The sequence below is a fragment of the Stenotrophomonas rhizophila genome (genome assembly GCF_000661955.1).
Taxonomy (GTDB): Bacteria; Pseudomonadota; Gammaproteobacteria; order Xanthomonadales; family Xanthomonadaceae; genus Stenotrophomonas; species Stenotrophomonas rhizophila.
Genome location: NZ_CP007597.1, coordinates 1,144,405 through 1,168,755, shown reverse-complemented (window position 1 = coordinate 1,168,755; position 24,351 = coordinate 1,144,405). Strand labels below are relative to the sequence as shown.

Here is a 24,351-nt window from a genome sequence, read left to right as displayed (position 1 = left end):
CCCATGGGGTGGCTCTACCGCAGGGGTCAGGCGGGGACCATCCACCACGCGGCCACGGCCAGGATCGCCGGCACGGCCTGGATGAAGAAGATGCGCTTGTTGACGCTGTAGGCGCCGTAGCAGCCGGCCACGATCACGCAGCCCAGCATGAAGTTGACCAGCATCGGCAGGTGGTCGAACAGCCCCCAGAACAGCCCGGCGGCGAGGAAGCCGTTGTAGAGCCCCTGGTTGGCGGCCAGCACGCGGGTGGTTTCGGCCTTTTCCGGCGTGTTGCGGAAGGTCTTCAACCCCAACGGCTTGGTCCACAGGAACATTTCCAGCACGAGGAAATACACGTGCAGCAGGGCGACCAGCAGGGTCAGGGTCAGTGCGGTCCAGTACATGGGCAGGCCTTGAAGAGGGTCGATGAAGCTTACTCCGGGCGCTCGCCCGGCAGCTTCTTTTCTTCGTGCAGCAGGCCGATGGCCGCGGCCGTCATGCAGCCAGCAACCACCACGCCCCCGGCGAACACCGCGTGCGACCCGAACAGCGACAGCCCCTTGTGCACCCAGGCGAAGGTCAGGTCGGCCCCGCGGTAGACCACCGTGTCGATCGCCGCGCCGGCCTTGTAGCGCCACTGGCGGTCCACCCGGGTGTAGATCGTTTCGCGCGCGGGCTTGGCCAGCGAGAACTCGCTGGCGCGGGTCATCACCTGCACGATCGCCACCATCAGCGCCAACGGCCAGGCGGCCAGCAGCAGGAAGCCGAAGATGATCGCCACGCCGGGAATCAGCAGGGCCGGCGCGATGCCGTGGCGCGACAGCAGCCACCGGGTCAGGCCCAGCTGCAGTACCAGGGTCAGCGCGTTCACGGCCAGGTCGATCTGCGAATAGAACGCGGTCCGCGCCGCCTCGTCCGGATAGAACTGGCGGGCGATCGCGGCCTGCTCGTTGTACAGCAGCGTGCCCACCCCCACCCCGAACAGCACCAGCACCGCCAGCCAGCGCAGCAGCGGCTCACGCGCGATCAGCTTCAGGCCATCGAGCACGCTGCCGCCCATCGGCGTTTCACCGGAGGCCAGCTGCTGCTCCTGCTCGCGCGCCACCGCCCACAACCGCAGCCGCCAGATGCACACCAGGCAGGCGCTCAGGAAGCCGGCCGAGACCAGCATCAGATTGGCGATCCCGACCCGCTGCACCAGCGCCGCGGTGATGATCGGCCCCAGGAACGCGCCGAGGGTGCCGGCCGCCCCGATGTAGCCGTACACCGCGCGCGCCTGGGCGTTGGAGAACACGTCGGCCATGAAGCTCCAGAACACCGCCACCGCAAACAGGTTGAACACCGCGGCCCAGAAGAAGAACGCCATGCCGCGCCCCGGCACGCCGCTGTCGAACATCAGGTAGAAGCCCAGCAGGCAGACGATGAAGAAGCCATACACCGCCGGCAGGAACACCCGCCGCGCGTAGCGGCTGACCACCGCGCCATACAGCGGCTGCAGCACCAGCATGATCAGGAACACACCGGTGAACAGGAACTGCAGCACGAAGTCCTGCATCGCGATGCCGTGTGCGCTGAACCAGTCGATCAGCACGGGCGGGAACACCGCCTGCGCGTCGGCCGAGGCGGCCATCGCCTCACGCACCGGGCGCAGCACGTAGTAGCCGCTGAGCAGGCAGAAGAAGTACACGCACGCCCAGATCAGCGGCGGCGACTGCCGCAGCGCCCCGCGCAGCCCCGGCCGCACCGGGGCCGTTGCTGCAGCACTCATCGCACCCACTCCCGGTTCGGGCGGCGTGACAACGGCGGCATCGTGGAAACTCCGGGCAGGAAAGCGCGCAAGGTAAACGATGCACCGCAACATCGCCAGTAGCAGCGCCCCTCATCCGCGCAACGCTGCGTAGCCATGGTCGCGTTGCCCCGCCACGGGCCGCGCTGCCCTATGCTCGGGGCTACCTATCGAAGGGGCCGCCAGCCGTGGGGACGGACACGTACGACTACATCATCGTCGGCGCAGGGTCGGCCGGCTGCGTGCTGGCCAACCGGCTCAGCGCCGACCCGCGTTGCCGCGTGCTGCTGCTGGAAGCCGGTCCGCGCGACCGCAACCCGTTCATCCACATGCCGGCCGGATTGGCGCGGCTGGTCAACAACCGCCGCATCAACTGGAACCTGGACACCGACGCTGAGCCGGCCCTGGCAGGCCGCCGGCTGTGGTGGCCGCGTGGCAAGGTGCTGGGCGGTTCCAGTGCGATCAACGCGATGTGCTATGTGCGCGGCGTACCCGCCGACTACGACGGCTGGGCCGCCGACGGCGCCGAGGGCTGGGGGTGGGCGCAGGTGCTGCCGTGGTTCCTGTACAGCGAAGCCAACAGCCGCGGCGGCAGCACCCTGCACGGCGACGCCGGCCCGTTGTCGGTCGCCGACCTGCGCCACCACAACCCGCTCTCCGACGCGTTCCTCGACGCTGGCGTGCAGGCCGGGCATGCGCGCAACGACGACTTCAACGGCGCCGGGCAGCTCGGGGTGGGCCTGTACCAGGTCACCCAGCGCGATGGCGCGCGGTGCTCCAGCGCGACCGCCTACCTGCACCCGGCCCGTGCCCGGCGCAACCTCACCGTGCTCACCGGCGCGCATGCCACCGCGCTGGGCTTCGATGGCGACACCGCCACGGGGGTGTATTTCCGCCACGGTCGCCGGCATCGGCATGCCGCGGCCAGCGCCGAGGTGATCCTCAGCGCCGGTGCGGTGCACTCGCCGCAGCTGCTGATGCTGTCGGGCATCGGCGCGGCCGCCCCGCTGCGCGCGCAGGGCATCGACGTGCGTGCCGACCTGCCGGGCGTGGGTGCGAACCTGCAGGACCACCTGGACATCTGCACGCTGGTGCATACCCATCCGGGCGTGAGCTACGACCGCAGCAACCAGGCGCGGATCGCCTTCGACTACTTCCTGCGTGGCCGCCGCGGCGCCGGCACCAGCAACATCGCCGAAGCCGGTGGCTTCGCCCGCTCACCGCTGGCCGGCGATGCACGCGCCGACGTGCAGTTCCACTTCGTGCCGGCGATGCTGGACAACCACGGCCGCCACCGCCTGGCGGGCGACGGCTACACGCTGCATGCGTGTGCCCTGCACCCGCGCAGCCGGGGCCGGATCAGTCTGCGCGATGCCAACCCCGCCTCGCCGCCGCGGATCCAGGCCAACTACCTCAGTGACGCCGAGGGGGCGGATCTGGCGATGATGAAGGCATGCGTGCGGATGTCGGCCGAGATCCTGCGCCAGCCGGCGTTCGACCGCTGGCGCGGGGCGCCGATCTTCCCGCCGCGCCAGGACCTGGACGAGGCGGCGCTGGAGGCCTTCATCCGCGCCAAGGCCGAGACCATCTACCACCCGGTGGGCACCTGCGCGATGGGCACCCATGCCGACGCCGTGGTCGACCCGCAACTGCGCGTGCGCGGCGTGCGCGGTCTTCGCGTGGTGGACGCGTCGGTGATGCCCCGCCTGGTCAGCGGCAATACCAACGCACCCACCATCATGCTGGCCGAACGCGCCGCGCAGTGGATCATCAAGGCGTCCGGGGCAAGCTGAACAGGGCTGCGCCGCCGGCGCTGGCAGGGCGCACGCAACGGATGCAAAAACCGCGCCTTTTCAACCAGATACGCATTCATCTTCGCTTGGTTTGTGCAATCAGGAAAAGCAGCGCTAGAATCACGCACAGCAGTTGCGCACGGGTCCAGAACGATGAATCAGAACAGCAGGCGTCGCCCGATCCGTTCGGCGGCCACCGGGTTGCTGGGCATGTTGATGCCCATCGCCATGTCGTCTACTGCACAGACGCCCAGTGCTGCGCCGGGCGCCTTCCCGGTCAACATCGAAAACACCGCGACGATCGCGCACACCCAGCCGGCCGCCTATCGCACCACGTCCGCGAATGTGCAGGTGCTGCCGCCGGCACAGGGCTTCAACGTGGCCGCGATCGAAGCCATGGCCCAGCAGCTGACCTACGGCGAGCGCGTGCCCGGCATGGCCGTGGCCATCGTCCAGGGCGGCCGCGTGCTCAGCGCGCGCGGCTACGGCGTCACCGACGTCAACAACCCGCAGATGGTCGATGCGCACACCGTGTTCCGCCTGGCATCGCTGTCCAAGGCCTTCGCCGGCACCATGGCCGGCCTGCTGGTCAACGACGGCACGCTGCGCTGGGACAGCAAGGTCACCGACTACGTGCCCGGCTTCCAGCTGAGCTCGCCGGAGGCCACCGAACGCCTGACCGTGGCCGACCTGCTCAGCCACCGCGTGGGCCTGCCGTACAACGCGTACGACCGCGACGTGGAAGCCAACGCCGAGTACTACACGCTCACCCACAAACTGGCTTCGACCTCGCTCAAGTGCCTGCCGGGTGACTGCTATGCCTACCAGAACGTGGCCTTCAGCCTGATCGGCGACGTGGTCTACGCCGCCTCCGGCAGCTTCTACGAGCAGTCGGTGGAACGCCGCCTGTTCAAGCCGCTGGGCATGGACGACGCCAGCCTGGGCCTGGCCGGCATCCAGGCCAGTTCGCGCTGGGCGCGCCCGCACGTGCGCAGCCGCAACGGCTGGGTGTCGCTGAACCCCAAGCCCACCTACTACCGTCTGGCGCCTGCAGCCGGCGTCAACGCCAGCGCCAGCGATATGGCGCAGTGGCTGCTGGCCCACACCGGCCACCGTCCCGACGTGCTGCCTGCGCCGCTGCTGGCCACGCTGCACTCGACCCTGATCAACACCCCCGGCGAGATGCGCTCGGGCTGGCGCCGCGAGCGCCTGCACTCGGCCGGGTATGCACTGGGCTGGCGCAACTTCGACTACGCCGGGCATGAGGTGATTTTCCACGCCGGTGCCGTGCAGGGCTATCGCGGCCTGGTCGCGCTGGTGCCCGAACGCGACCTGGGCATCGCCATCATGTGGAACGGCGAAAGCAGCCTGCCCAGCGGCCTGCTGCCGACCGTGCTGGACCAGGCCATGGGCCTGCCCACCCAACGCTGGCTGGATGTGGACACCGACTTCGGCAGCGACAACCTGATGGTGGAAGACGGCGCCCCGGCGACCAAGCGCAAGGGCGTGTCGTCCAACCGCGCGGTGGCGTCGCCACGCTGATCGCGGCGCGGGATGGATCGAAAAGGCGGCCGGTTGGCCGCCTTTTTTTTGGCTTGGGGTGCGGTGGGGAGCGTACCGACCAACGGTCGGTACCTACCGGGATGGGGGCCGTACCGACCAACGGCGCGGCCGACGGAAATCGGGGATGCGTCCAGATGCGGTAGAGCCGACCGTTGGTCGGCTGCCTTGCAATCGCCGCAAAGCCAGCCGACCAACGGTCGGCTCTACCGGACACCGCGCGCTGTGATCCGCATACCGAATGCCCATAAAAAAACCCCCTCCCCGCTGGGCTGCCAGGGAAGGGGTTTCAGTTACGGCATCGGGAACTGCGTTAGATCAGCGGTGCCGGGGTTGCCGGCAGGGCGACCGGAGCGGCCTTCTTCTTGCGAACGGCCGGCTTGCGCTTTGCAACCTTCTTCACCGCTTTCTTGGCGGACGCCTTCTTGGCCGGAGCCTTGCGCGCGGTCGCCTTCTTCGCGGTGGCCTTCTTGGCTACCTTGCGTACGGCCTTCTTTGCGGTTTTCTTTGCAGCCTTCTTGGTCGCCTTCTTGGCCGTGGCCTTCTTGGCTACCTTGCGAACGGCTTTCTTGGCGGTCTTCTTGGCGGCGGCCTTCTTGGCGACCTTGCGGACTGCCTTCTTCGCCGTCTTCTTCACTGCCTTTTTCGCGGTCTTCTTGGCGGCGGCCTTCTTGGCAACCTTGCGGACTGCCTTCTTTGCCGTCTTCTTCACTGCCTTGCGGGCGGTCGCCTTCTTCGCTGCCTTCTTCACCGTCTTCTTGGCAGCCGCCTTCTTGGCTACCTTCTTCACGGCCTTCTTGGCGGCGGCTTTCTTGGCTACCTTCTTGACGGCCTTTTTGGCGGCCGGCTTTTTCTTCGCAGCTTTCTTGGTTGCCATGGGATGGCTCCTCGTCAGTGATCTATGGAGTGGAAACGCCCAGGTAAAGCAAACCCGCAGTGCGACATCGCGGGGACCGCCGTCGCGTCAAGCGCGTCGTGACGGATACGGGGATACCCACCGCAGGTGGCCGGGCGGGTATCGAATGGGAAGGGGCCTTGCGGTTCGCTGAGGGAAGCGAAGCCATCTCCACCGTCTTCTGACGCGAGGTGGATGTCCAGGTTGTGCTTCGCGACTGGATGTCGATTCTGCTCACTCTGTTCGCAGCAAGGTCTGCTGTGGCGAAACCTAATCACGCTTTTTTTCACTGTCAACAACCCCGGCGAAAAATTTTCACACCGAACGCCCCCGCAACCGGTTGCCGGCACCCTCGCCGAACACCGCCAGCGGCGTGCAATGCTGCCGCGCGCGCAGCGACCGGACACGCAACACACGCACTACGCGAAAAGAAAACCGCTTAAAAGAAGCACTTTCGTATTTTCGGTGCGCACGCACCGCGTGTATCCGGGCAACCGTGCACGCGCACCCGGTGGCGCCCCGGACGCTACCCACACCGCACCCAAACGGAGGCGAAAACTTTTCACATCTTCGATCGCTTTTTGCCACCGGATTTACGCAAATGCGCAAACTTTCAGGCGGTCGCTGCCACCCCGATCGCACCGGTTCGACGTGCCGCGACCGCCGCGCGCGACCCGGATGTGCACCGCGCACGCGCTCGGCGAGGACACCCGGCGCACACGCCGACACCCCGACGCGTGCTCATGACCGGACACCGATGCGTACCCCACCGATGCGCATAAGCCGGCGACGGCGTCGCGATGGACGACCACATCGCCGGGGTTTTCGTCACACACGGATAACGATGACGCCGACGGCCACCGCGCAGGCAAAAAAAAACGGCCGCACCAGGCGGCCGTTCTTCGCGATCAGGCGACGATCAGTGCTCGTCGTCTTCCAGCAGCTCGGCATACTCGTCCGGGCCCAGCAGATCGTTCAACTCGTCGTTGGCCGAGAACTCGACCACGTAGATCCAGCCTTCGCCGTAGGCATCTTCGTTGATGGTTTCCGGCTTGTCCGACAGCGCTTCGTTGACTTCGACAACGGTGCCGGTGACCGGGCTGTACACGTCCGAGGCGGCCTTCACCGACTCGACCACGGCGGCCTGCTGGCCCGCCTTCACTTCGTCGCCCACCGCCGGCAGTTCGACGTACACCAGGTCGCCAAGCAGGCCCTGGGCGTGGTCGGAAATACCGACGGTGACGCGGCCATTGCCTTCGACACGTGCCCACTCATGGGACTTGAGGAATTTGAGGTCGCCGGGGATCTCGCTCATGGGACTGCTCCGAGGAATTTCAGGGGTCAAGAAACGGGGGTAGTGTAACCACCGGCGCCGACCACTGACAGGTCGGCGCCGGGAAAAATCAGGCGTCGGCGAGCACGCCCGGCTGGGCCTGGCCTTCGCGCACGAACGGGAACTTCACCACGCGCACCGGCACCTGCTTGCCGCGGATGTCCACGTGCACCTGGCCCAGTTCGCCAGCCGGCACCCGCGCGAACGCGATGCCCTTGCCCAGCGTCGGGGAGAACGTGCCGGACAGGATCTCGCCCTGGCCGCTGGCGGTGAGCACCGGCTGGCCGTGGCGCAACACGCCCTTCTCGTCCATCACCAGGCCGATCAGCTGGCGCGCGTCGCCCGCCGCCTTCTGCGCTTCCAGCACGTCACGGCCGATGAACGGGCGGCCCTCGTCCAGCGCCACGGTCCAGGCCAGCGCGGCTTCGTACGGGGTGATGTCTTCGTCCATGTCCTGGCCGTACAGGTTCATGCCGGCTTCCAGGCGCAGCGTGTCGCGCGCGCCCAGCCCGGCCGGACGCACGCCTGCGGCGGCCAGCGCATTCCAGAACGCCACCACGTCGGCCTGCGGCAGCAGGATCTCGAAACCGTCTTCACCGGTGTAGCCGGTACGCGCCACGAACAGCGGCGTGCCACTGGCAGCGGTAGCCTCCAGCGCGGCGAAGCGGCCCAGCTTCTCCAGCGCGGCACGGTCGCCGTCGGCGGCCAGGCCGATCACCCGCTCACGCGCGGTCGGGCCCTGCACGGCGATGATCGCCAGGTCGTCGCGCTCGGTGACGTCCACGTTGAACGCGGCAGCCTGCTCGCGGATCCAGGCCAGGTCCTTTTCGCGGGTGGAGGCGTTGACCACCATGCGGAAGAAGTCGTCGGCCAGGTAGTACACGATCAGGTCGTCGATGACCCCGCCGCGCGGGTTGAGCATGCACGAATACAGCGCCTTGCCGGTGGCCTTCAGCTTGTCCACCGAATTGGCCAGCAGCGTGCGCAGGAACGGCTTGACCTGGTCACCGCGCAGGTCGACCACGGTCATGTGGCTGACGTCGAACATGCCGGCATCGGCGCGCACCAGGTGGTGCTCATCCAGCTGCGAGCCGTAATGGATGGGCATGTCCCAGCCACCGAAATCGACCATCTTTGCGCCGAGTGCGCGGTGGGTGTCGTTGAGAAGCGTCTTCTGGGTCATGACCATTTTTCCGGGGGAATGAAGGCAAGACCGGCATTATCCCAGAACCGTCTTCACAACGCCTGCGGCGTTGCGTCAGACCGGCTGCACCTGCAGTGTCATGCCCTCCACCGCCACCACCCGCACGCGGGTGCCCGCCGGCAGATCCGGCCCGGCCACCACCCAGAACGCGTCGTCGATCTTGGCCCGGCCCTTGCCCGCCACGATGTCCTGGTCGATCACCACCACCCGCCCCACCAGCTGCTCCGCGCGGCGGTTCAACAGCGGCGTGTCGCTCTGCCGGTCGCGGCCCCGTCCCCAGTGCCGGTAGCACTGGATGGACACCACCGACAGCAGCACGAAGGCCACCACCTGCCACAGCAGGGGAATGTCGCTGAACACTGCCACCAGCACGAAGACCGCCGCCGCACCGATGCCGATCCACAGCATGAAGGCACCCGGCGCCAGCGCCTCGGCGGCGAACAACACCAGCGCCAGCGCGCCCCACCCGACAACTTCCCAGCGCATCTCAGCCTCCTGCCCGCGGCGGAACGGCGCGCGGGGTTCGCTTGTCTTCCTGTTTGGCAAAGGCCTCGCGCGCCAGTTCGGCAACGCCGGCGATCGAGCCGATGACCCCGCTGGCCTCCATCGGCATCAGCACCAGCTTCTGGTTGGGCGAGGTGGCCAGCTCCTTGAACGCTTCCACATACTTCTGCGCGATGAAGTAATTGATCGCCTGCACATCGCCCTGGGCGATGGCTTCGGACACCATCCGGGTCGCGTTGGCCTCGGCTTCGGCCGACCGCTCGCGTGCTTCGGCATCGCGGAACGCGGCCTCCTTGCGTCCTTCAGCCTCCAGCACGGCGGCCTGCTTCTCGCCTTCGGCGCGCAGGATCTCCGACTGCCGCGACCCTTCGGCCTCCAGGATCTGCGCACGCTTCTCGCGCTCGGCCTTCATCTGCCGCGCCATGGCGTCGAGCAGGTCGCGCGGCGGCTGGATGTCGCGGATCTCGATCCGGTTGACCTTCACTCCCCACGGGTTGGTCGCGTGATCGACCACGTTCAGCAGCTTGGCGTTGATCACCTCGCGCTGGCTGAGCGATTCATCCAGGTCCATCGAGCCGATCACGGTGCGGATGTTGGTCTGCACCAGCGCGATCATCGCCACCTCCAGCACCGACACCTCATAGGCCGCCTTGGAGGCGTCCAGCACCTGGAAGAACACCACGCCGTCCACGCGCACCGCCGCGTTGTCCTTGGTGATCACCTCCTGGCCGGGGACGTCCAGCACCTGCTCCATCATGTTCACCTTGCGCCCTACCCCGTACACGATGGGGATCAGGAAGTGCAGGCCGGGCGACATGGTGTGGGTGTAGCGCCCGAAGCGCTCCACCGTCCATTCATACCCCTGCGGCACCATCCGCACCGCCTTGAACAGGATGACCACGGCCACGAAAGCCAGGACCAGCGAAAACAGTACGGTTGGAAACATCGAAGTACTCCTTTACCCCGGGCGTGGCCCGGGCATGGCGACGCTGACGCTACAGCCGGATCCGGCCACGGAGGATGTCCCAGAACATCACCCAGTCGCCGGCGAAGGAATAAAACGGATGCTGGAAGGTGGCGGGCCGGTTCTTCTCGAAGAAAAAATGGCCGACCCAGGCGAATCCATAGCCACAGCCAAGCGCGGCCAGCAGCCAGCCGGGGTGGCCGCGCACGATCGCAACGGCCACCAGCAGCAGCACGCCGCAGCTGCCGATGAAATGCAGCCGGCGCGACACCGGATGGCGGTGTTCGTCCAGATAGAACGGATAAAAGGCACGGAAGCTGGCGAAGCGGGACATGGCACGCCCTGCAGGACCGGATGACCGCAGCATAGCGCGTTACCCGGGCAGTGCCGGCCGCTGGCCGGCTCTGCACAGACGTCGAGGAGCCGGCCAGCGGCCGGTGCTGCCGCGTGCGTGGGTGGTTTCCGTGGAGCCGGCCAGCGGCCGGCACTACCGCGTGCGTGGGTGGTTTCCGGGGAGCCGGCCAGCGGCCGGCACTACCGCGTGCGTGGGTGGTTTCCGTGGAGCCGGCCAGCGGCCGGCGCTACCGCGTGCCTGGGTGGTTTCCGGGGAGCCGGCCAGCGGCCGGCACTACCGCGTGCGTGGATGTTTCCGTGGTGACCGCCGGCGATCGGTGGCACCGGTTTACGCGGTGCGCGGGGCGAACATGATGACCATCATGCCGGCCAGGCACAGCCCGACCCCGAGCAGGTCCCAGCGGCTGGGACGGATACCGTCCACCAGCCACAGCCACATCAACGCGGTGCCGATGTAGACCCCGCCGTAGGCCGCATAGACCCGCCCGCTGGCCGCCGGATGCAGGGTCAACAGCCACGCGAACAGGGCCAGGCTGGCCGCCGCCGGCAGCAGCAGCCAGGCGCTGCCGTCCTTGCGCAGCCACAGCCACGGCAGGTAGCAGCCGACGATTTCAGCCACGGCGGTGAGGATGAACAGCAGCAGCGTTTTCACGGGGTGGCTTCGTCGGCCTTGGCCTGCTGCCACAGCTGTTCCTGCGCGTCCAGGTCCAGCGCAGCCATCGACTGGCCGGCGGCCGCGGCCTGCGCTTCCATCGCCCGGAAGCGGCGTTCGAACTTGTGGTTGGCCTGGCGCAGCGCCGCGCCCACGTCCACCTTGGCGTGGCGGGCCAGGTTGGCGCAGACGAACAGCAGGTCGCCCAGTTCTTCCTGCAGGCGGGCGTGGTTGTCCTCCACCGCGCCATGCGCGAACTCGGCGGCCACCTCGTCCAGTTCCTCGCGCACCTTGTCGATCACCGGTGCCGGGCCGGGCCAGTCGAACCCGACCCGCGCCGCGCGCGCCTGCAGCTTCATCGCCCGCTGCCACTCCGGCAGGCCGCGCGAAATGCCGGCCAGTGCGGAGGTGTCGGCATGGCCCTTGGCGGCACGCTCGGCACGCTTGATCGCTTCCCAGTTCGCGTTCACGTCGTCGGCGCCGTCGACCTGCACCTGCGCGAACACGTGCGGGTGGCGGCGCTGCATCTTGTCGCTGATCGAACGGGCCACGTCGGCAAAGCCGAACGCACCCTGCTCACTGGCCATCTGCGCATGGAACACAACCTGCAGCAGCAGATCGCCCAGCTCGTCCTGCAGGTCGACCAGATCACCGCGGTCGATCGCGTCGGCTACTTCGTAGGCTTCCTCGATGGTGTACGGCGCGATGCTGGAAAAATCCTGCTGCAGGTCCCAGGGGCAGCCGCCCTGCGGGTCGCGCAGCCGCGCCATGATGCCCAGCAGGCGGTCCAGTTCAGCGGTGGCGGTCATGCAGTGCTCCTTCGGCAGCGGGTCAGGCCGGCAGCCACGCGCGCCACGGCAGGCGGGTGTCGCCGAGGGCGATGAAATCGCCGTTCAACAGGCTTTCGCGGCGGTTGTAGCGGAACGGTTTACCGGTGGCCGCCGACAGCACCGCGCCCCCGGCGGCGTGCAGCACGCACTGGCCGGCGGCGGTGTCCCATTCGGAGGTGGGGCCCAGCCGCGGGTACACGTCCAGCGTGCCTTCGGCGATCCGGCAGAATTTGAGCGAAGAGCCCTGCGCGACCACCTCGATCTCCCCCATGCGCGCCAGCAGGGCCTCGGTCTGCGCGCTGCGGTGCGAGCGGCTGGCCGCTACTTTCAGCGGCGGCGTGGCCGGTGCGCGTGCGCGCAGCACGGTGTCGTGCATGCCCAGGCGGCGGTAGGCCAGCTCCCCGCGCATGGCGTGCCAGGCAATGCCGCTGACCGGGGCCAGCACCACGCCGAAGGCCGGCGCGCCCTGGTAGATCAGGGCGATGTTGACGCTGAATTCGTCGTTGCGCTTGACGAACTCGCGGGTGCCATCCAGCGGGTCCACCAGCCAGTAGGCGCCCCAGTGCTGGCGCACCTCCCACGGCACCTGGGCCGACTCTTCGGACAGGATCGGCAGGTCCGGGGTGAGCTGCTGCAGACCGCGTTCGATCACCGCGTTGGCGGCCAGGTCGGCGGCGGTGACCGGGCTGTGGTCGGATTTGATCGTCACATCGAACGGCGTGGCATACACCGCCATGATGGCGGCGGCGGCGTCCTGGGCGATGGCGATGACGGTTTCGCGCAGATCGGTGGTGAGCTTGATCATTCCCCGCGTTCCAGCCACTGCCGGGCGATGAACAACGCCGCCAGTGATCGGCCCTCGGAAAAATCCTCACGCAGCATCAGCTGGTCCAGCTCGGCCAGCTTCCAGGGCACCACTTCCAGTTCCTCGGGCTCGTCGCCGACCAGGCGCTCGGGATACAGGTCGCGTGCCACCACCAGCCACGACTGGTGGCTCATGTAGGTGGGGGCCAGGGTCATCGCGCGCAGCACGTCCAGGCGCCGGGCGCCGTAACCGGCCTCTTCCTTCAATTCACGGTCGGCGGCCTGTTCGGGGCTTTCGCCGGCATCGATGCGGCCCTTGACCAGGCCAAGCTCGTAGCGGTGCATGCCGGCGGCGTATTCACGTACCAGCAGCACCGTCTCGTCGTCCAGCATCGGCACCACCACCACCGCGCCGTGGCCATGGCTGACCAGCCGCTCGAAGCGGCGGCGCTCGCCATTGGAGAATTCCAGGTCAAGGTGCTGCCGCTGGAACGGCCCGCTCTGCTCGTCCGTGATCTTGTGGATGATGGGCAGGCGACGGCTCATGCGAGCATCTCTAGAATGGGAGCTGGTGAAAACGTCTTCATGAGCCTGAAATGCTAGCAGACCCAGCCCCCTTAACGCTGGCCGATCGGTGGCGGCAACGCGACCTGGCCGTGCTGTGGCATCCGTGCACGCAGATGCGCGAGCACCCCGACACCCTGCCGCTGGTGCCGATCGCGCGGGGCGAAGGCCCGTGGCTGATCGATCACGACGGCAAACGCTACCTGGACGCGGTCAGCAGCTGGTGGACCAATCTGTTCGGCCATGCGCACCCGCGGATCGGTGCGGCCATCGCCCAGCAGGCCACCCAGCTGGAACAGGTGATGCTGGCCGGCTTCAGCCATGAGCCGGCGGTGGCGCTGGCCGAGCGCCTGCTGGCGATTGCCCCGCGCCAGGCCGGGCGCGACCCGCTGGCCAAGGTGTTCTACGCCGACAACGGCTCGGCCGGGGTCGAGGTAGCCTTGAAGATGGCCTTCCACTACTTCCGCAACCGGGGCGAGCACCACCGCACCCGCTTCGTGGCGCTGGAGAACGGCTACCACGGCGAAACCCTGGGCGCGCTGTCGGTGGGCGACATCCCGCTGTACCGGCGAGTGTATGCGCCGCTGCTGACCGAGGCGCTGTTTGCCCCCTCGCCGGACGCCTACCTGGCCGAGGACGGGCAGACCGCCGCGCAGCGCGCGCACCAGGCGGCCGATGCGCTGGCCACCCTGTTCGACCAGCACCCCGGCGAGATCTGCGCGGTGATCCTGGAGCCGCGCCTGCAGTGCGCCGGCGGCATGCGCATGCACGACCCGGTGTACCTGCAGCGTGCGCGCGAACTGTGCGACGCCAACGGCGCGTTCCTGATCGCCGACGAGATCGCCACCGGCTTCGGGCGCACCGGCACGATGTTCGCCTGCGAACAGGCCGGGGTGATGCCCGACCTGCTGTGCCTGTCCAAGGGCCTGACCGGCGGCTTCCTGCCGCTGTCGGCGGTGCTGGCCACCCAGGCGTTGTATGACGCGTTCCTGGACGATTCGCGCGAGCGCGCGTTCCTGCACTCGCACAGTTACACCGGCAATCCGCTGGCCTGCGCCGCGGCGCTGGCCACGCTGGACATCTTCGCCGGCGAGGACGTGATCGCACGCAACCGCAGCACCGCCGAGGTGATGCGCACGCTGGCCGCCCCGTTCACCGACCACCCGCACGTGGCCGACGTACGCCAGGCCGGGATGGTGGTGGCCTTCGAACTGACCCGCAACGGCGACAAGCGCACCCCGTTCCCCGCCGGGGCACGGGTGGGCCTGCATGCCTACACCGCCGCGCTCAAGCGCGGCGTGGTGCTGCGCCCGCTAGGCAACGTGCTGTACTGGATGCCGCCGTACTGCGTGGACGACGACCACCTGGACCTGTTGGCCCAGACCACCCTGGCCGCGATCGAGGAGGCTGTTGCATGCGCGTGACCCGGTGCCATGTCGAGAATCCGCTGGCGGTGGGCCAGACCCTGTCGCTGCCCGAGGAAGCGGCCAATCACCTGGTCCGGGTGATGCGCCTGCGCGAGGGCGACGGCTGCGTGCTGTTCAACGGCGACGGCCACGATTACAGCGCCACCCTGGTGGTGGTGGGCAAGCGCGATGCCCAGGTGCGCATCGACGCCGCGCTGGCGGTGGCCAACGAATCGCCGCTGCACATCACCCTGCTGCAGGGCATCGCCCGCGGCGAGAAGATGGACCTGATCCTGCAGAAGGCCACCGAACTGGGGGTCAACGCGATCGTGCCGGTCAACGCCGAACGTACCGAAGTGAAACTGGATGCGGCGCGCGCGGAAAAGCGGCTGGCGCACTGGAACAGCGTGGTGGTATCGGCCTGTGGCCAGTCCGGGCGTGCGCGGGTGCCCAGCGTAGCGGCGCCGCAGGCGCTGCTGGACGCCGCACGGCAGGTGCCGGCCGAGGCGCTCAAACTCACCCTGGATCCGCTGGGCGAGCATCGCCTGTCGACCCTGCAGCCGGCACCAGGTGGCGTGGTGATCGCCATCGGTCCGGAGGGCGGCTGGTCGCCACGGGATCGGCAGGCGTTGGCCGAGGCGGGCTTCCAGGGGCTGCAGCTGGGTCCGCGCATCCTGCGCACCGAAACGGCCGGGCTGGCCGCCATCGCGGCGGTACAGGCACGGCTGGGCGACCTGGGCTGACCGATCACATTGCGGTGGGTGCCGACCGTTGGTCGGTGCACAAATGGCCGATGCGTGATGTGCCAGCGCACGCCGAGCCAGCGGGTGGAACAGCCCCCTTGAGTCAAGGGGGCGCGCCGCCAGGCGCGGGGATCTGGAGAATTGTTTGCGGGGGGCCCGCGATCTGCGCCGCAGATCGTGGGAGGTTTCGCGAATGCGAACCTACCCCGCGACGGGGTAGGCCTCGTCCAGCGCGGCTTCCAGCGCGTCCAGGTCGGGCAGCAGCGCGCTCTGTTCGCCCAGCAGCACGCGCATGTGCACGCCCTGCGGCAGGGTTTCCTCGGAGGCGTCGGCGAGCAGGCCGTCACGCGGCACCGAGATCAGCTGCGGGAAGGTCTGGGTAAGCAGCGCGAAGTACGGGCGCTTCGCGTTGCCGCCCAGCGCCTTGAGCACCACCACCTTGTTGTTGCTGGTGACCAGTTCGTCGCCCAGCCCGGACAGCCGCGCGAACGACAGCAGCGGCACGTCCCAACCGTGCCAGGCAATCTGGCCGACCAGCCAGGCCGGCGCATCCGGCACGCCCTGCACGGCCACCTTGGACATCATCTCGGCCACGGTGGCATTGGGCAGCAGCACGCGTTCGTGCCCGGCCTGGATCAATACCCCGCGGATTTCGTCGTTGCTGGCGTAACTCATGGCGTGATTCCTGAAAAGGGTACGGCGCGGCGATTACTCGCTCACACCCCAACGTTCGACGATGCTCTGGGCCAACTGCGGCGGCTCGCCCGCGTCCATCCCGGCGGCCACCGCGGCGTTTGCCGCGGCCGGGTCGTAGCAGCCTTCGCCGACCTGTGCGCCCACCCAGGCGCCGGCGGCGGCCAGGGCCAGCACGTCGTCGACCTGGGCCGTGTCGGCGCCACTGAGCAGCACCACGGCGCTGTGCGCCGGCGGCAGCGTGGCCACCTGGACGCCCTGTGCATCACCGTGGAAATACAGGCCGCGCTGGCGTTCGGCCAGGCCGATGTCGTCAGGCAGGATGTAGGCGTTGCCGGCCTGGACCGGCTGGTCGGCTTCGGCCAGCAGCACCGGCAACGCGGACACGCGCGCCATCTGCTTGACCAGGTTGCCGTAGCGGCCGCCATCCAGGCGCATGTGCACCAGCACCGGCGTGGCCAGCCCCGCCGGCAACGTGGCCAGCAGGCGGCGCAGCGCGTCCGGGCCGCCGATACCGGCCAGCACCAGCACGGCACCTGCGGCGGCGCCGTCGTTGGGGCGCTCGGCCTCCAGTTCGACCAGCGACAGCCGTTCGATATCGAACGCAGACAGCGGCGGCGGTGCCGCGTCGGTGCCGGCCGACGCGCTTGCAGGCGCGGCAGCGGCGCTGTCGGCACTGTCATCCACCAGCGACCAGCTGCTGTGGTCGCCCAGCGGCACGCGGGCAACGGCCGGCGGCGCCGACGGTGGCACCGGCGGCGGCACGGATGGTGCAGCGGCCGGCGAAGGCGGCTGCAGGGCGGCCAGCGCTTCTTCCAGCGACATCGGTTCGCTCAACGCATCCGGGGCCTGGTACAGGCCATCGGCCGGAACGTCCGCGGCGGCGTCGAAGGCCTCGCGGACGTGGAAGTCCAGCGGGGCATCGGCATGCAGTTCGGCCGGCGTGGTGGGCATGCCGGGCTCGGGCTGGAGCAGGCTGTCCTGTTCCGAACCCGGCGGCAAGACGTCGTGGTGGCCGTGCAGCTTGGCCACCAGGTGCCGTGCCCAGCGCTGCGCTTCCCAGCCTTCACGGCGGGCGGCCAGTTCGGCTTCGTCGAAGATCAGGGTCAGCGACGGCGAACCGAGCACCGGGTCCAGGCGCTCCAACGCGTCTTCGATCGCCGGTTCCAGCGCGATCAGCACCGCGCCCGGCGCCGCATCGCGCAGCACCTGCACGTCCAGCGTGTTGGGATCCTCTTCCAGCACCAGGGTGGCGCCGGCCTGGGCCAACGCGTCGCGCAGGCGCTCGCGGGCCTGCCCCGGACGCGCCAGCAACGCTACCGACAACAGCAAAGGCAGGTCATTCGCGGACACGGGCGATCCCCAGCAGGTCGTACACGTTTCGCATCAGATCCAGTTCCTGGTAAGGCTTGCCCAGGTAACGCTGGACGCCGATTTCGAAGGCGCGCTGACGGTGCTTGTCGCCACTGCGCGAGGTGATCATCACGATCGGCACATCCTTGTAGCGCGGATCGGCGCGCATCGCCGTGGCCAGTTCATAGCCATCCATGCGCGGCATTTCGATATCCAGCAGCATCAGGTCGGGGACCCGCTCCTCCAGACGCTCCAGTGCTTCCACACCATCGCGGGCCACCGCCACTTCGAAGTTGTGGCGCTCCAGGATGCGGCCGGTGACCTTGCGCATGGTCAGCGAATCGTCGACCACCATCACCAGCGGTGCCTGGCGGTCGCTGACCTGGCTGGTCACGGCGATCGGCTTGTGCGGGTTGGCCTGGAAGCGGCGGACCAGCGGTGCGACGTCGAGGATGACCACCACGCGGCCATCGCCGGTGATGGTGGCGCCGTAGATACCCGGCACCGACGCGATCTGCAGGCCCACCGGCTTGACCACGATTTCGCGGTTGCCCAGCACCTGGTCGATCGCCACGGCCGCGCGCAGTTCACCGGCACGCACCAGCAGCAGCGGCACCTGCGCCTGGCCCTCGGCACGCGCCGGGCCTTGGCCCACCAGCGTACCCAGGTCGTGCAGGGCGAAGGCTTCGCCACCGTAGTGGTAGTCGCCGTCGATGGTTTCGAAGCGCTCGCGCGAGATCCGGCCGATACCGCTGACCGAGGCCACCGGCACTGCGTAGGTGGTCTCGCCGATCTGCACGAACACCGCCTGGGTGACTGCCAGCGTCTGCGGCAGGCGCAGGGTGAAGGTGACGCCCTGGCCGCGCACGGAGTGGATGTCCACCGAGCCGCCCAGCTGCCGCACTTCGTTGTGCACCACGTCCATGCCCACGCCACGGCCGGCCAGCTGGCTGACCTGGTCGGCGGTGCTGAACCCGGGCGAGAAGATCATCGCGTCCAGTTCGGCCTCGCCGAGCACGGCATCGGCCTGCACCAGGCCACGCTGTTCGGCGCGGCGACGGATCGCCTCGCGGTCCAGCCCGGCGCCGTCGTCGGCCACTTCCAGCACGATTTCCGAGCCTTCGCGGCGCAGACGGATGGCGATCTCGCCCTCTTCCGGCTTGCCGGCAGCGCGGCGCTGTTCCGGCGTCTCCAACCCATGGGCAACCGAGTTGCGCAGCATGTGTTCCAGCGGCGCGACCATGCGATCCAGGACGTTGCGGTCCAGTTCGCCGTGGGTGCCTTCCAGGATCACGTGAACCTGCTTGCCGGTGTCCTGGCCGGCCTGGCGGACCACGCGACGCAGGCGCGGCACCAGGCCGTCGAACGGCACCATGCGCGCACGCATCAGGCCGTCCTGCAGTTCCGAGCTGACCCGCGACTGCTGTTGCAGCAGCACGTCGTACTGGCGCGACAGGTCGTCCAGCACGCCCTGCAGGCCGCCCAAGTCGGCGGCGGACTCGTTCAGCGCGCGGCTGAGCTGCTGCAGCGTGGAGAAGCGGTCCAGTTCGAGCGGATCGAACTTGTGGTCGGCCTGGTCCTGTTCGCGCTGGTAGCGGGCAACGATCTGCGCTTCGGTTTCCAGGTCCAGGCGGCGCAGCTGGTCGCGCAGACGCGCGTTGGTGCGGTCCAGTTCGCCCATGGCGCCGCGGAAGGCACCGAGCTGCTGTTCCAGGCGCGAGCGGTAGATCGCCACTTCACCGGCGTGGTTGACCAGGCGGTCGAGCAGGTCGGCACGCACGCGCACCTGTTCCTGCTGCGGACGGGCCAGGGCATCGTCGTCGCTGCTGGTTTCCAGCGGCACCGGTGCCGAGAGCGGCGCCGCGGCGACGGCCGTATCGACCTCGACCGGTGCGCTGTCCTGCACGGTGTCGGCACGGGTATCCACGGCCACGTCCACCCGGCCCAGCGTGCGCTGTTCGAAGGCATGGATCAGGTCGTCGGGCATCGACACGCTGCGGTGCTGCCCGGTCCGGGTCAGCAGCTGGTGCAGGCGATCGAAGCCGCGTTCAAGCAGGTGCACGTCGCTGCGGTCGATGTCGGTGCGGTTGGCCGCAACGGCTTCCAGCAGCGATTCGATGCCATGGCCCAGGTCGCCGATCGGGTTGATCCCGGCCATGCGTGCGCCACCCTTGAGGGTGTGCAGGTCACGCTGCAGGCCGGCAATGACATCGCGGTCGTTGGGCGCGGCGCGCAGTTCGCTGATCAGGCCATCGCAATGGTCGAGCAGGTCCTTGCCTTCTTCCACGAAGATGTCGACCAGCTCCTGGTCGAGCACGCTGAAGTCCAGCGCGTCGGCGCTGTCTTCATCGTCGGCGTCATCGGCGTCGGTATCGAGCACGGTGTCGGTGGCAACGGTTGCCTCGGCCGGGCTGGCCGGGTCCTCGTGCGTGGACAGCGCGGCCAGGGCGGCAACCGATGCGCCGGCGGCGGCCACGGGCGCATCTTCCAGTTCGAAGAACGGCGTCGGCGTGGTGGTGTCGGTGTCGGTGTCGGTCACATCCTCGGCGAAGGCGTCGGCCTCGTCGCGCTGTGCCTGCGCGTCGTGGACGGCATCCAGGCCCAGCACGCTGTCGGCCGCGTCGTCGGCCTGCGGCGCGTCGATCACGGTCAGCCCGTCGTCCAGTGCCTGCTGTTCGTCGACCAGTTCGCCGAACGCCGGCGTCGGCGGCAGGGCCTCGTCCAGTGCGTCGCGCGTGTCCTGATCGTCTGCATCCAGCGCCTGTTCCGGTGCGGCGGGTGCCGCGTCGTCGGTTGCGTCGAGCGGCGCGTCCAACGAGGTGTTGGCGTCTGCGTCTACGGTCGCTTCGGCTTCGACTTCGACTTCGACTTCGGCCACAGGGTCCGGCGTCTCAGCGCCAGCAACTACCGGCGCGTCATCGAGGACCACGTCTTCGATCGAGGTGTCGTCTGCGGCGGCGTCCGTAGCGGCGGCAACGTCGCCGCTCGCCTCGGCCACCGGCGGCGTCACATCGGCGTCGAGGAAGCGCGACAGGTCGTCGGCGCCGGTCAGTTCGACCGCCTCCAGACCGTCGTGCGCGCCCTGCCCGTCCGCTGCGGCATCGTGCGGTACCGCATCGAACGCTGCGGCTGCGGCTTCGGCAACGCCTACGTCTGCACGGCCTGCGTCAGGCTGTGCGTCGTCCAGCATGATCTCGTTGCCCGCGGTGGGCGCGGCATTCACCGGAAGATCGGCATCGAAGTACGCCGACAGGTCATCGCTGCCGGTCAGTTCGTCCACCACCAGCGCATCGGCGTCCAGCGTGTCACCGGTTTCCGTCTCAACCGCAGCGGTCTCAACCGCGATCGGCTCGACCACGGTCAGGGCGTCGGCATCGATCTCGGCCAGCTGCAGGTCGGCATCGGCGCTGTCGTCCAGGCCCGCGTAACCGCCCTGCGCGTCTGCCTGGGGCAGCGTGGCCAGGGCGTCGTCGTCGTTCGCGGCGACGTCGTCGCCGGTCCGCGGAGCGGCTGCATCGAGGGACGCGACGGCGTCCACGGCGTCCGGATCCACGGCCTGCGGCTCGGCAGCGCCCGGCTCGACGGCATCGCCGTCCAGCGCGTCCTGCTCGAAGGCCAGGTCGTCTTCTTCATCGTCGGCCACCAGGGCCGGCCAGCGCGCTTCGGGCAGCGTATCGGCCAGCGCCTGCAGGCGCGCGGCAAGCGCGGCCTGCACCGGAATACGCGGCGCGTCGGCCTGCAGGGCCGTCATCGTGGCGGTGATCGCCTCGGCGGTGGCCGACAGCGCGTCCACGCCATCGGCGTCCGGGGTGGTATCGGCCGCCAGCGAGCGCTTGATGAAGCTCTCGGCGCCCCCGGTGACGGCGGTGATTTCAGGCACGTCGGTCATCGCGAACGCACCGTTCATGGTGTGCACCGCGCGCAGCAGGGTGTCGGTGACCGGCTGCGGAGCCACGCTGGCCTCGCGCAACCAGGCCTGCAAGGTGGCCTGATGGGTATCCACCTCGGCTTCGAGGATCTCGCGCAGCACTTCGTCGATGTTGGCCGGGGTACCGGCGGCTTCGACGACGTCGACGACGGCGGTGGCTTCGGTGGCGTCCGCCACCTCCACCGGCGCGGCCACGACGGGCGCGGCCCGCTGCAGCGGCACATGGAAGGTTTCTTCGCCGGCCGCCACGCGATCGGCAATGGCCTGCATGGCCTGCAGGTCGGCCGTCACGCGGCCTTCGCCGCGCAGCGCTGCGTTGAGCTGCGGCAGCACGTCATACGCCTGGGTGACCATGGCCACCACGGCCGGGGTAGCCGGCCGGGTACCGTCGAGCACGCGGTTGAGCATGCCTTCGATTTTCCAGCTGAACTCGCCCAGGGTACGCGCGCCGACGAGTCGGCCGCTGCCCTTGAGCGTGTGGAAAACGCGGCGGATCGGACGCAGACGGTCCAGGTTGTCCGGCGCGGCGCGCCAGACCGGCAGCAGGTTGCCGAGGTTGACCAGTTCCTCGTCGAACTCTTCGATGAAGACCTCGCGGATGTCCTGGTCGATGTTCTCGCCATCGTCTTCGAACCCGGCTTCGATGCTGTCGGTGTCACTGACCGCATTGGCCGGCGATACCGCGGCCAGGGCATCCGGGGTGATCGCAGGCGCGGTGCTGAACTGCGCGGCGGCCGCATCCAGCTCGGCCAGGAAGCGCGCGGACTCGTCGTCCAGCTCGATCGTGCCGATCACTGCGGCATGCACGCCGGTGCTGCTGTGGGTCACGACCGGGGTCGGATCCGGCGCAACAACGTCGTCAAGGCGGGTGTGGTCGTCGGTGTCGGTCAGTGCTGTCGCATCGACGGATGCGTCTGCGACGGCGCTGTCGTCTGCGACCAGGGCCGGCGCGATAGCCTCGACCGGTGCAGCAATGATCGCGTCGATGGGCTCAACGGCATCGGCGTCGGTCGCCTGCAGGAACGAGGGCAACTGGGCCACGTCCAGGTCGGGCGCGGTATCGGCAACCGGCGCCACGGCGGGCGCGACGGTATCGTCGATCTGCAGCGACAGCACGTCGCCGGCATTGTGCAGCGGCGCATCGAAGGTGAATTCGATCGGCTCGTCGCTGAACTCCAGCGCGTCATGCTCGGCGGCAACGGGGTCGAACCCACCGCTGAAGGACACCTCTTCCTGCACGTGCGCGTCGGCCTGCGCGGACACCGTCTCGGTGGCGTCCAGCGTATCCAGGGCGACATGCATCGGCGGCAGCGCGTCCCAGCGCACCGCGGGGTTGTCCTCGGCAATCACCGGGTCGAAACGGGCGAAGCTCGGTTCGGTGTGGTCGGCGGCCGCATCGGCCTCGGCGGACAGCGTCCACTGCGGGGCCTCCGGCGCGGGCGCGGTCGATGCGTCGAACACCAGCGACGCACCTGCTGCCGCGGTGGCGGCCAGGGCGGTGTCAGGCAGCGGGTCGAAGGTGAGGTCCGGGAACGACGGCGGCACGCTGCCCGGCGGCGGTGCGCTCGGGGTGACGGCCACGGCGATCGGCTCGACCGACGGCGCATCCCACTGCGTCAACTCGATCGGCTCGGCGGCCACCGGCAGGGCCTCTGCGGTGGTATCCGGCTGGACGGCATTGACGTCCGGCAACGGCCAGTAACGCAGCGTTTCCAGGCTGGTGCGGGTGATATCGAGGATCTCCTCGCGGCCCGGGCGGCGTTCGCGCAGGGCTTCGAGGTAGTACTCCAGGCTGGCCATGGCATCGGCCAGCGTATCCAGCTGGCGCCCGCTCGGCACGCGCTGGCGGCCGATCAGTTCCACCGTGATGTACTGGCGCACACCCTGCAGGTAGTCGGCCGGCGTGGCCAGGTCGAGCATGCGCAACGCACCGGACACCTCGCCCAGCAGGCGCGGCACTTCCGTCAGCTGCTGGTGGTTCCAGTTGGTTTCGATGAAGGCGACGAAGTGCTCGCGCGCGGCGGCGAAATTGGCGATGGCTTCATGCGCCAGCACCTCCACCGTGCGCCGGTTTTCCACGGCGCTCGGATCGTCCTCGCCACTGCCGCCGGCGCCCAGATGGGCGACCTGGTCGTCCAGCGAGGCATCCACGTACAGCAGCGCACCGGCGATATCCAGCAGCAGGCTTTCGTCGATCTGCTGTTCGCCCTGTACCACGCCGCGCAGCGCATCGCGCTGTTGCACGACCACGCCGCGGGCCACGCCCAGGCCCATCATGCCCAGGGTGTCGGCAACCGCACCCAGTTCGTTGACCTGGGTCTGCAGCTGTACCGGATCGCCACCGGTGCGCAGGTGCAGGTCCAGTGCGTCCTTGATCCGCAGCAGCTCTTCCTTGACCGCATTGCCCACGGTATCGAGCAGCTCGCGGTTGCGCCCGCTCAGGCTGCCACGGGCGTGGTCGAGTTCGGCCTCGGTGGCGGTCACGCTGTCCGGGGCAAATGCGAACAGCACGCTCTCGTTGATACCCGGCGCGGCGCGTGCCGAGCGGATGTCGTTGAGCAGCGGCAGCAGCACGATGGGAATGTCGCGGTGACCGTTCTGCAGGCGCTCCAGGTAGTCGGGCAACAGCACGCTGCCGCGCATCAGGGTGGCGCAGGCTTCGTCACGGTCGGGCACCTCGCCGGCGCCGATGGCGTTGGCCAGCTGCTCCAGTTCTTCGGCCACCATCGCCGGGGCATACAACTCCACCATGCGCAGGGTGCCCTGCACCTGGTGCAGGTAGCCGGCGCAGAAGCGCATGCGGCCGGCATCGGAGGGGTCTTCGGCGTAGTACTCCACCTCGTTGCGCACCTGGCGCAGGGTTTCGTCCAGTTCCGGCTTGACCCAGCCCAGGGCGGCGTGGCTCATGGCATCGCGCAGCGTGCTCATGCCAGGTCTCCCGGCAGGGGCGCGCGCGTGTCGTGCTGTGGTTTATCGCGATGCATCATCTGCTGATTCCTTCCCTCT

Annotated in this window: 19 protein-coding genes; 4 read left to right on the top strand and 15 right to left on the bottom strand. The window is 68.8% G+C overall.

Annotated elements, in window-relative coordinates; genetic code table 11:
- Positions 1 to 26: 26 nt before the first annotated feature.
- Positions 27 to 383 carry a DUF1304 domain-containing protein gene (locus DX03_RS04920; protein WP_038686823.1) on the bottom strand — a complete coding sequence of 119 codons (357 nt, stop codon included), beginning with the start codon at positions 381 to 383 and terminating at the stop codon, positions 27 to 29.
- A gap of 29 nt (positions 384 to 412) precedes the next feature.
- A complete protein-coding gene (locus tag DX03_RS04915; protein ID WP_038686821.1) occupies positions 413 to 1,747 on the bottom strand; it encodes an NTP/NDP exchange transporter in 1,335 nt (444 codons plus the stop codon).
- 206 nt (positions 1,748 to 1,953) lie between these two features.
- Here DX03_RS04915 and DX03_RS04910 point away from each other — a divergent pair, with 206 nt between their 5' ends.
- A complete protein-coding gene (locus tag DX03_RS04910) occupies positions 1,954 to 3,558 on the top strand; it encodes a GMC family oxidoreductase (RefSeq protein WP_038686819.1) in 1,605 nt (534 codons plus the stop codon).
- 153 nt (positions 3,559 to 3,711) lie between these two features.
- On the top strand, positions 3,712 to 5,100 hold the full coding sequence (locus DX03_RS04905; protein WP_038686817.1) for a serine hydrolase domain-containing protein: 1,389 nt from the start codon (positions 3,712 to 3,714) through the stop codon (positions 5,098 to 5,100).
- Positions 5,101 to 5,431: 331 nt separating this feature from the next.
- Here DX03_RS04905 and DX03_RS04900 read toward each other — a convergent pair whose 3' ends face one another.
- The 10 genes from DX03_RS04900 to nudE form a co-directional block, all read right to left on the bottom strand.
- Positions 5,432 to 5,995: a hypothetical protein gene (locus tag DX03_RS04900; RefSeq protein ID WP_038686815.1), complete on the bottom strand. Its 564-nt coding sequence runs from the start codon at positions 5,993 to 5,995 to the stop codon at positions 5,432 to 5,434.
- A 937-nt stretch (positions 5,996 to 6,932) separates the two neighbouring features.
- A complete protein-coding gene (gene gcvH, locus DX03_RS04895) occupies positions 6,933 to 7,328 on the bottom strand; it encodes a glycine cleavage system protein GcvH (protein ID WP_038686813.1) in 396 nt (131 codons plus the stop codon).
- Between the two features lie 88 nt (positions 7,329 to 7,416).
- The gene (gene gcvT / locus DX03_RS04890) at positions 7,417 to 8,529 is read right to left on the bottom strand and encodes a glycine cleavage system aminomethyltransferase GcvT (protein WP_038686811.1); all 1,113 of its coding nucleotides are present in this window, start codon (positions 8,527 to 8,529) and stop codon (positions 7,417 to 7,419) included.
- A gap of 75 nt (positions 8,530 to 8,604) precedes the next feature.
- Positions 8,605 to 9,036: an NfeD family protein gene (locus tag DX03_RS04885; RefSeq protein WP_038686809.1), complete on the bottom strand. Its 432-nt coding sequence runs from the start codon at positions 9,034 to 9,036 to the stop codon at positions 8,605 to 8,607.
- Between the two features lies 1 nt (position 9,037).
- Positions 9,038 to 10,000 carry an SPFH domain-containing protein gene (locus tag DX03_RS04880; protein ID WP_038686807.1) on the bottom strand — a complete coding sequence of 321 codons (963 nt, stop codon included), beginning with the start codon at positions 9,998 to 10,000 and terminating at the stop codon, positions 9,038 to 9,040.
- A gap of 49 nt (positions 10,001 to 10,049) precedes the next feature.
- On the bottom strand, positions 10,050 to 10,352 hold the full coding sequence (locus DX03_RS04875) for an Mpo1-like protein (RefSeq protein ID WP_038686805.1): 303 nt from the start codon (positions 10,350 to 10,352) through the stop codon (positions 10,050 to 10,052).
- A 348-nt stretch (positions 10,353 to 10,700) separates the two neighbouring features.
- Positions 10,701 to 11,024, bottom strand: coding sequence for a YnfA family protein (locus DX03_RS04870; RefSeq protein ID WP_038686803.1), 324 nt, complete (start codon positions 11,022 to 11,024; stop codon positions 10,701 to 10,703).
- Positions 11,021 to 11,833, bottom strand: a complete 813-nt coding sequence (gene mazG / locus DX03_RS04865; protein ID WP_038686801.1) for a nucleoside triphosphate pyrophosphohydrolase — start codon at positions 11,831 to 11,833, stop codon at positions 11,021 to 11,023. Before mazG ends, DX03_RS04870 begins: the two co-directional genes overlap by 4 nt.
- Before the next feature lie 22 nt (positions 11,834 to 11,855).
- Positions 11,856 to 12,659: a 3'(2'),5'-bisphosphate nucleotidase CysQ gene (gene cysQ, locus DX03_RS04860; protein WP_038686800.1), complete on the bottom strand. Its 804-nt coding sequence runs from the start codon at positions 12,657 to 12,659 to the stop codon at positions 11,856 to 11,858.
- Complete coding sequence (gene nudE, locus DX03_RS04855) at positions 12,656 to 13,204, bottom strand: ADP compounds hydrolase NudE (protein WP_038686798.1); 549 nt, start codon at positions 13,202 to 13,204, stop codon at positions 12,656 to 12,658. Before nudE ends, cysQ begins: the two co-directional genes overlap by 4 nt.
- Before the next feature lie 50 nt (positions 13,205 to 13,254).
- Between nudE and bioA the strand changes: the two genes are divergently transcribed.
- Both bioA and DX03_RS04845 read left to right on the top strand, forming a co-directional pair.
- Positions 13,255 to 14,646, top strand: coding sequence for an adenosylmethionine--8-amino-7-oxononanoate transaminase (gene bioA, locus DX03_RS04850; protein ID WP_038686796.1), 1,392 nt, complete (start codon positions 13,255 to 13,257; stop codon positions 14,644 to 14,646).
- Entirely contained in the window at positions 14,637 to 15,371 is a 735-nt protein-coding gene (locus DX03_RS04845) for a 16S rRNA (uracil(1498)-N(3))-methyltransferase (protein ID WP_038686794.1), read from the top strand. Before bioA ends, DX03_RS04845 begins: the two co-directional genes overlap by 10 nt.
- Positions 15,372 to 15,572: 201 nt before the next feature.
- Here DX03_RS04845 and DX03_RS04840 read toward each other — a convergent pair whose 3' ends face one another.
- The 3 genes from DX03_RS04840 to DX03_RS04830 are packed head-to-tail and all read right to left on the bottom strand — an operon-like array spanning position 15,573 to position 24,273.
- Positions 15,573 to 16,046, bottom strand: a complete 474-nt coding sequence (locus DX03_RS04840) for a chemotaxis protein CheW (RefSeq protein ID WP_038686792.1) — start codon at positions 16,044 to 16,046, stop codon at positions 15,573 to 15,575.
- A gap of 33 nt (positions 16,047 to 16,079) precedes the next feature.
- Complete coding sequence (locus tag DX03_RS04835) at positions 16,080 to 17,417, bottom strand: chemotaxis protein CheB (RefSeq protein ID WP_038686790.1); 1,338 nt, start codon at positions 17,415 to 17,417, stop codon at positions 16,080 to 16,082.
- Positions 17,404 to 24,273, bottom strand: coding sequence for a hybrid sensor histidine kinase/response regulator (locus DX03_RS04830; protein WP_038686789.1), 6,870 nt, complete (start codon positions 24,271 to 24,273; stop codon positions 17,404 to 17,406). Before DX03_RS04830 ends, DX03_RS04835 begins: the two co-directional genes overlap by 14 nt.
- Between the last annotated feature and the right edge of the window lie 78 nt (positions 24,274 to 24,351).

Excerpts from the sequence above, each read along its gene's own strand:
- DX03_RS04920 (WP_038686823.1), bottom strand. The coding sequence starts at position 383 with ATGTACTGGACCGCACTGACCCTGACCCTGCTGGTCGCCCTGCTGCAC.
- DX03_RS04880 (WP_038686807.1), bottom strand. The coding sequence starts at position 10,000 with ATGTTTCCAACCGTACTGTTTTCGCTGGTCCTGGCTTTCGTGGCCGTG.
- DX03_RS04875 (WP_038686805.1), bottom strand. The coding sequence starts at position 10,352 with ATGTCCCGCTTCGCCAGCTTCCGTGCCTTTTATCCGTTCTATCTGGAC.
- bioA (WP_038686796.1), top strand. The coding sequence starts at position 13,255 with ATGCTAGCAGACCCAGCCCCCTTAACGCTGGCCGATCGGTGGCGGCAA.
- mazG (WP_038686801.1), bottom strand. The coding sequence starts at position 11,833 with ATGACCGCCACCGCTGAACTGGACCGCCTGCTGGGCATCATGGCGCGG.
- DX03_RS04830 (WP_038686789.1), bottom strand. The coding sequence starts at position 24,273 with ATGAGCACGCTGCGCGATGCCATGAGCCACGCCGCCCTGGGCTGGGTC.
- nudE (WP_038686798.1), bottom strand. The coding sequence starts at position 13,204 with ATGAGCCGTCGCCTGCCCATCATCCACAAGATCACGGACGAGCAGAGC.
- DX03_RS04885 (WP_038686809.1), bottom strand. The coding sequence starts at position 9,036 with ATGCGCTGGGAAGTTGTCGGGTGGGGCGCGCTGGCGCTGGTGTTGTTC.
- DX03_RS04840 (WP_038686792.1), bottom strand. The coding sequence starts at position 16,046 with ATGAGTTACGCCAGCAACGACGAAATCCGCGGGGTATTGATCCAGGCC.
- cysQ (WP_038686800.1), bottom strand. The coding sequence starts at position 12,659 with ATGATCAAGCTCACCACCGATCTGCGCGAAACCGTCATCGCCATCGCC.
- gcvH (WP_038686813.1), bottom strand. The coding sequence starts at position 7,328 with ATGAGCGAGATCCCCGGCGACCTCAAATTCCTCAAGTCCCATGAGTGG.
- DX03_RS04915 (WP_038686821.1), bottom strand. The coding sequence starts at position 1,747 with ATGAGTGCTGCAGCAACGGCCCCGGTGCGGCCGGGGCTGCGCGGGGCG.
- DX03_RS04905 (WP_038686817.1), top strand. The coding sequence starts at position 3,712 with ATGAATCAGAACAGCAGGCGTCGCCCGATCCGTTCGGCGGCCACCGGG.
- DX03_RS04900 (WP_038686815.1), bottom strand. The coding sequence starts at position 5,995 with ATGGCAACCAAGAAAGCTGCGAAGAAAAAGCCGGCCGCCAAAAAGGCC.
- gcvT (WP_038686811.1), bottom strand. The coding sequence starts at position 8,529 with ATGACCCAGAAGACGCTTCTCAACGACACCCACCGCGCACTCGGCGCA.
- DX03_RS04845 (WP_038686794.1), top strand. The coding sequence starts at position 14,637 with ATGCGCGTGACCCGGTGCCATGTCGAGAATCCGCTGGCGGTGGGCCAG.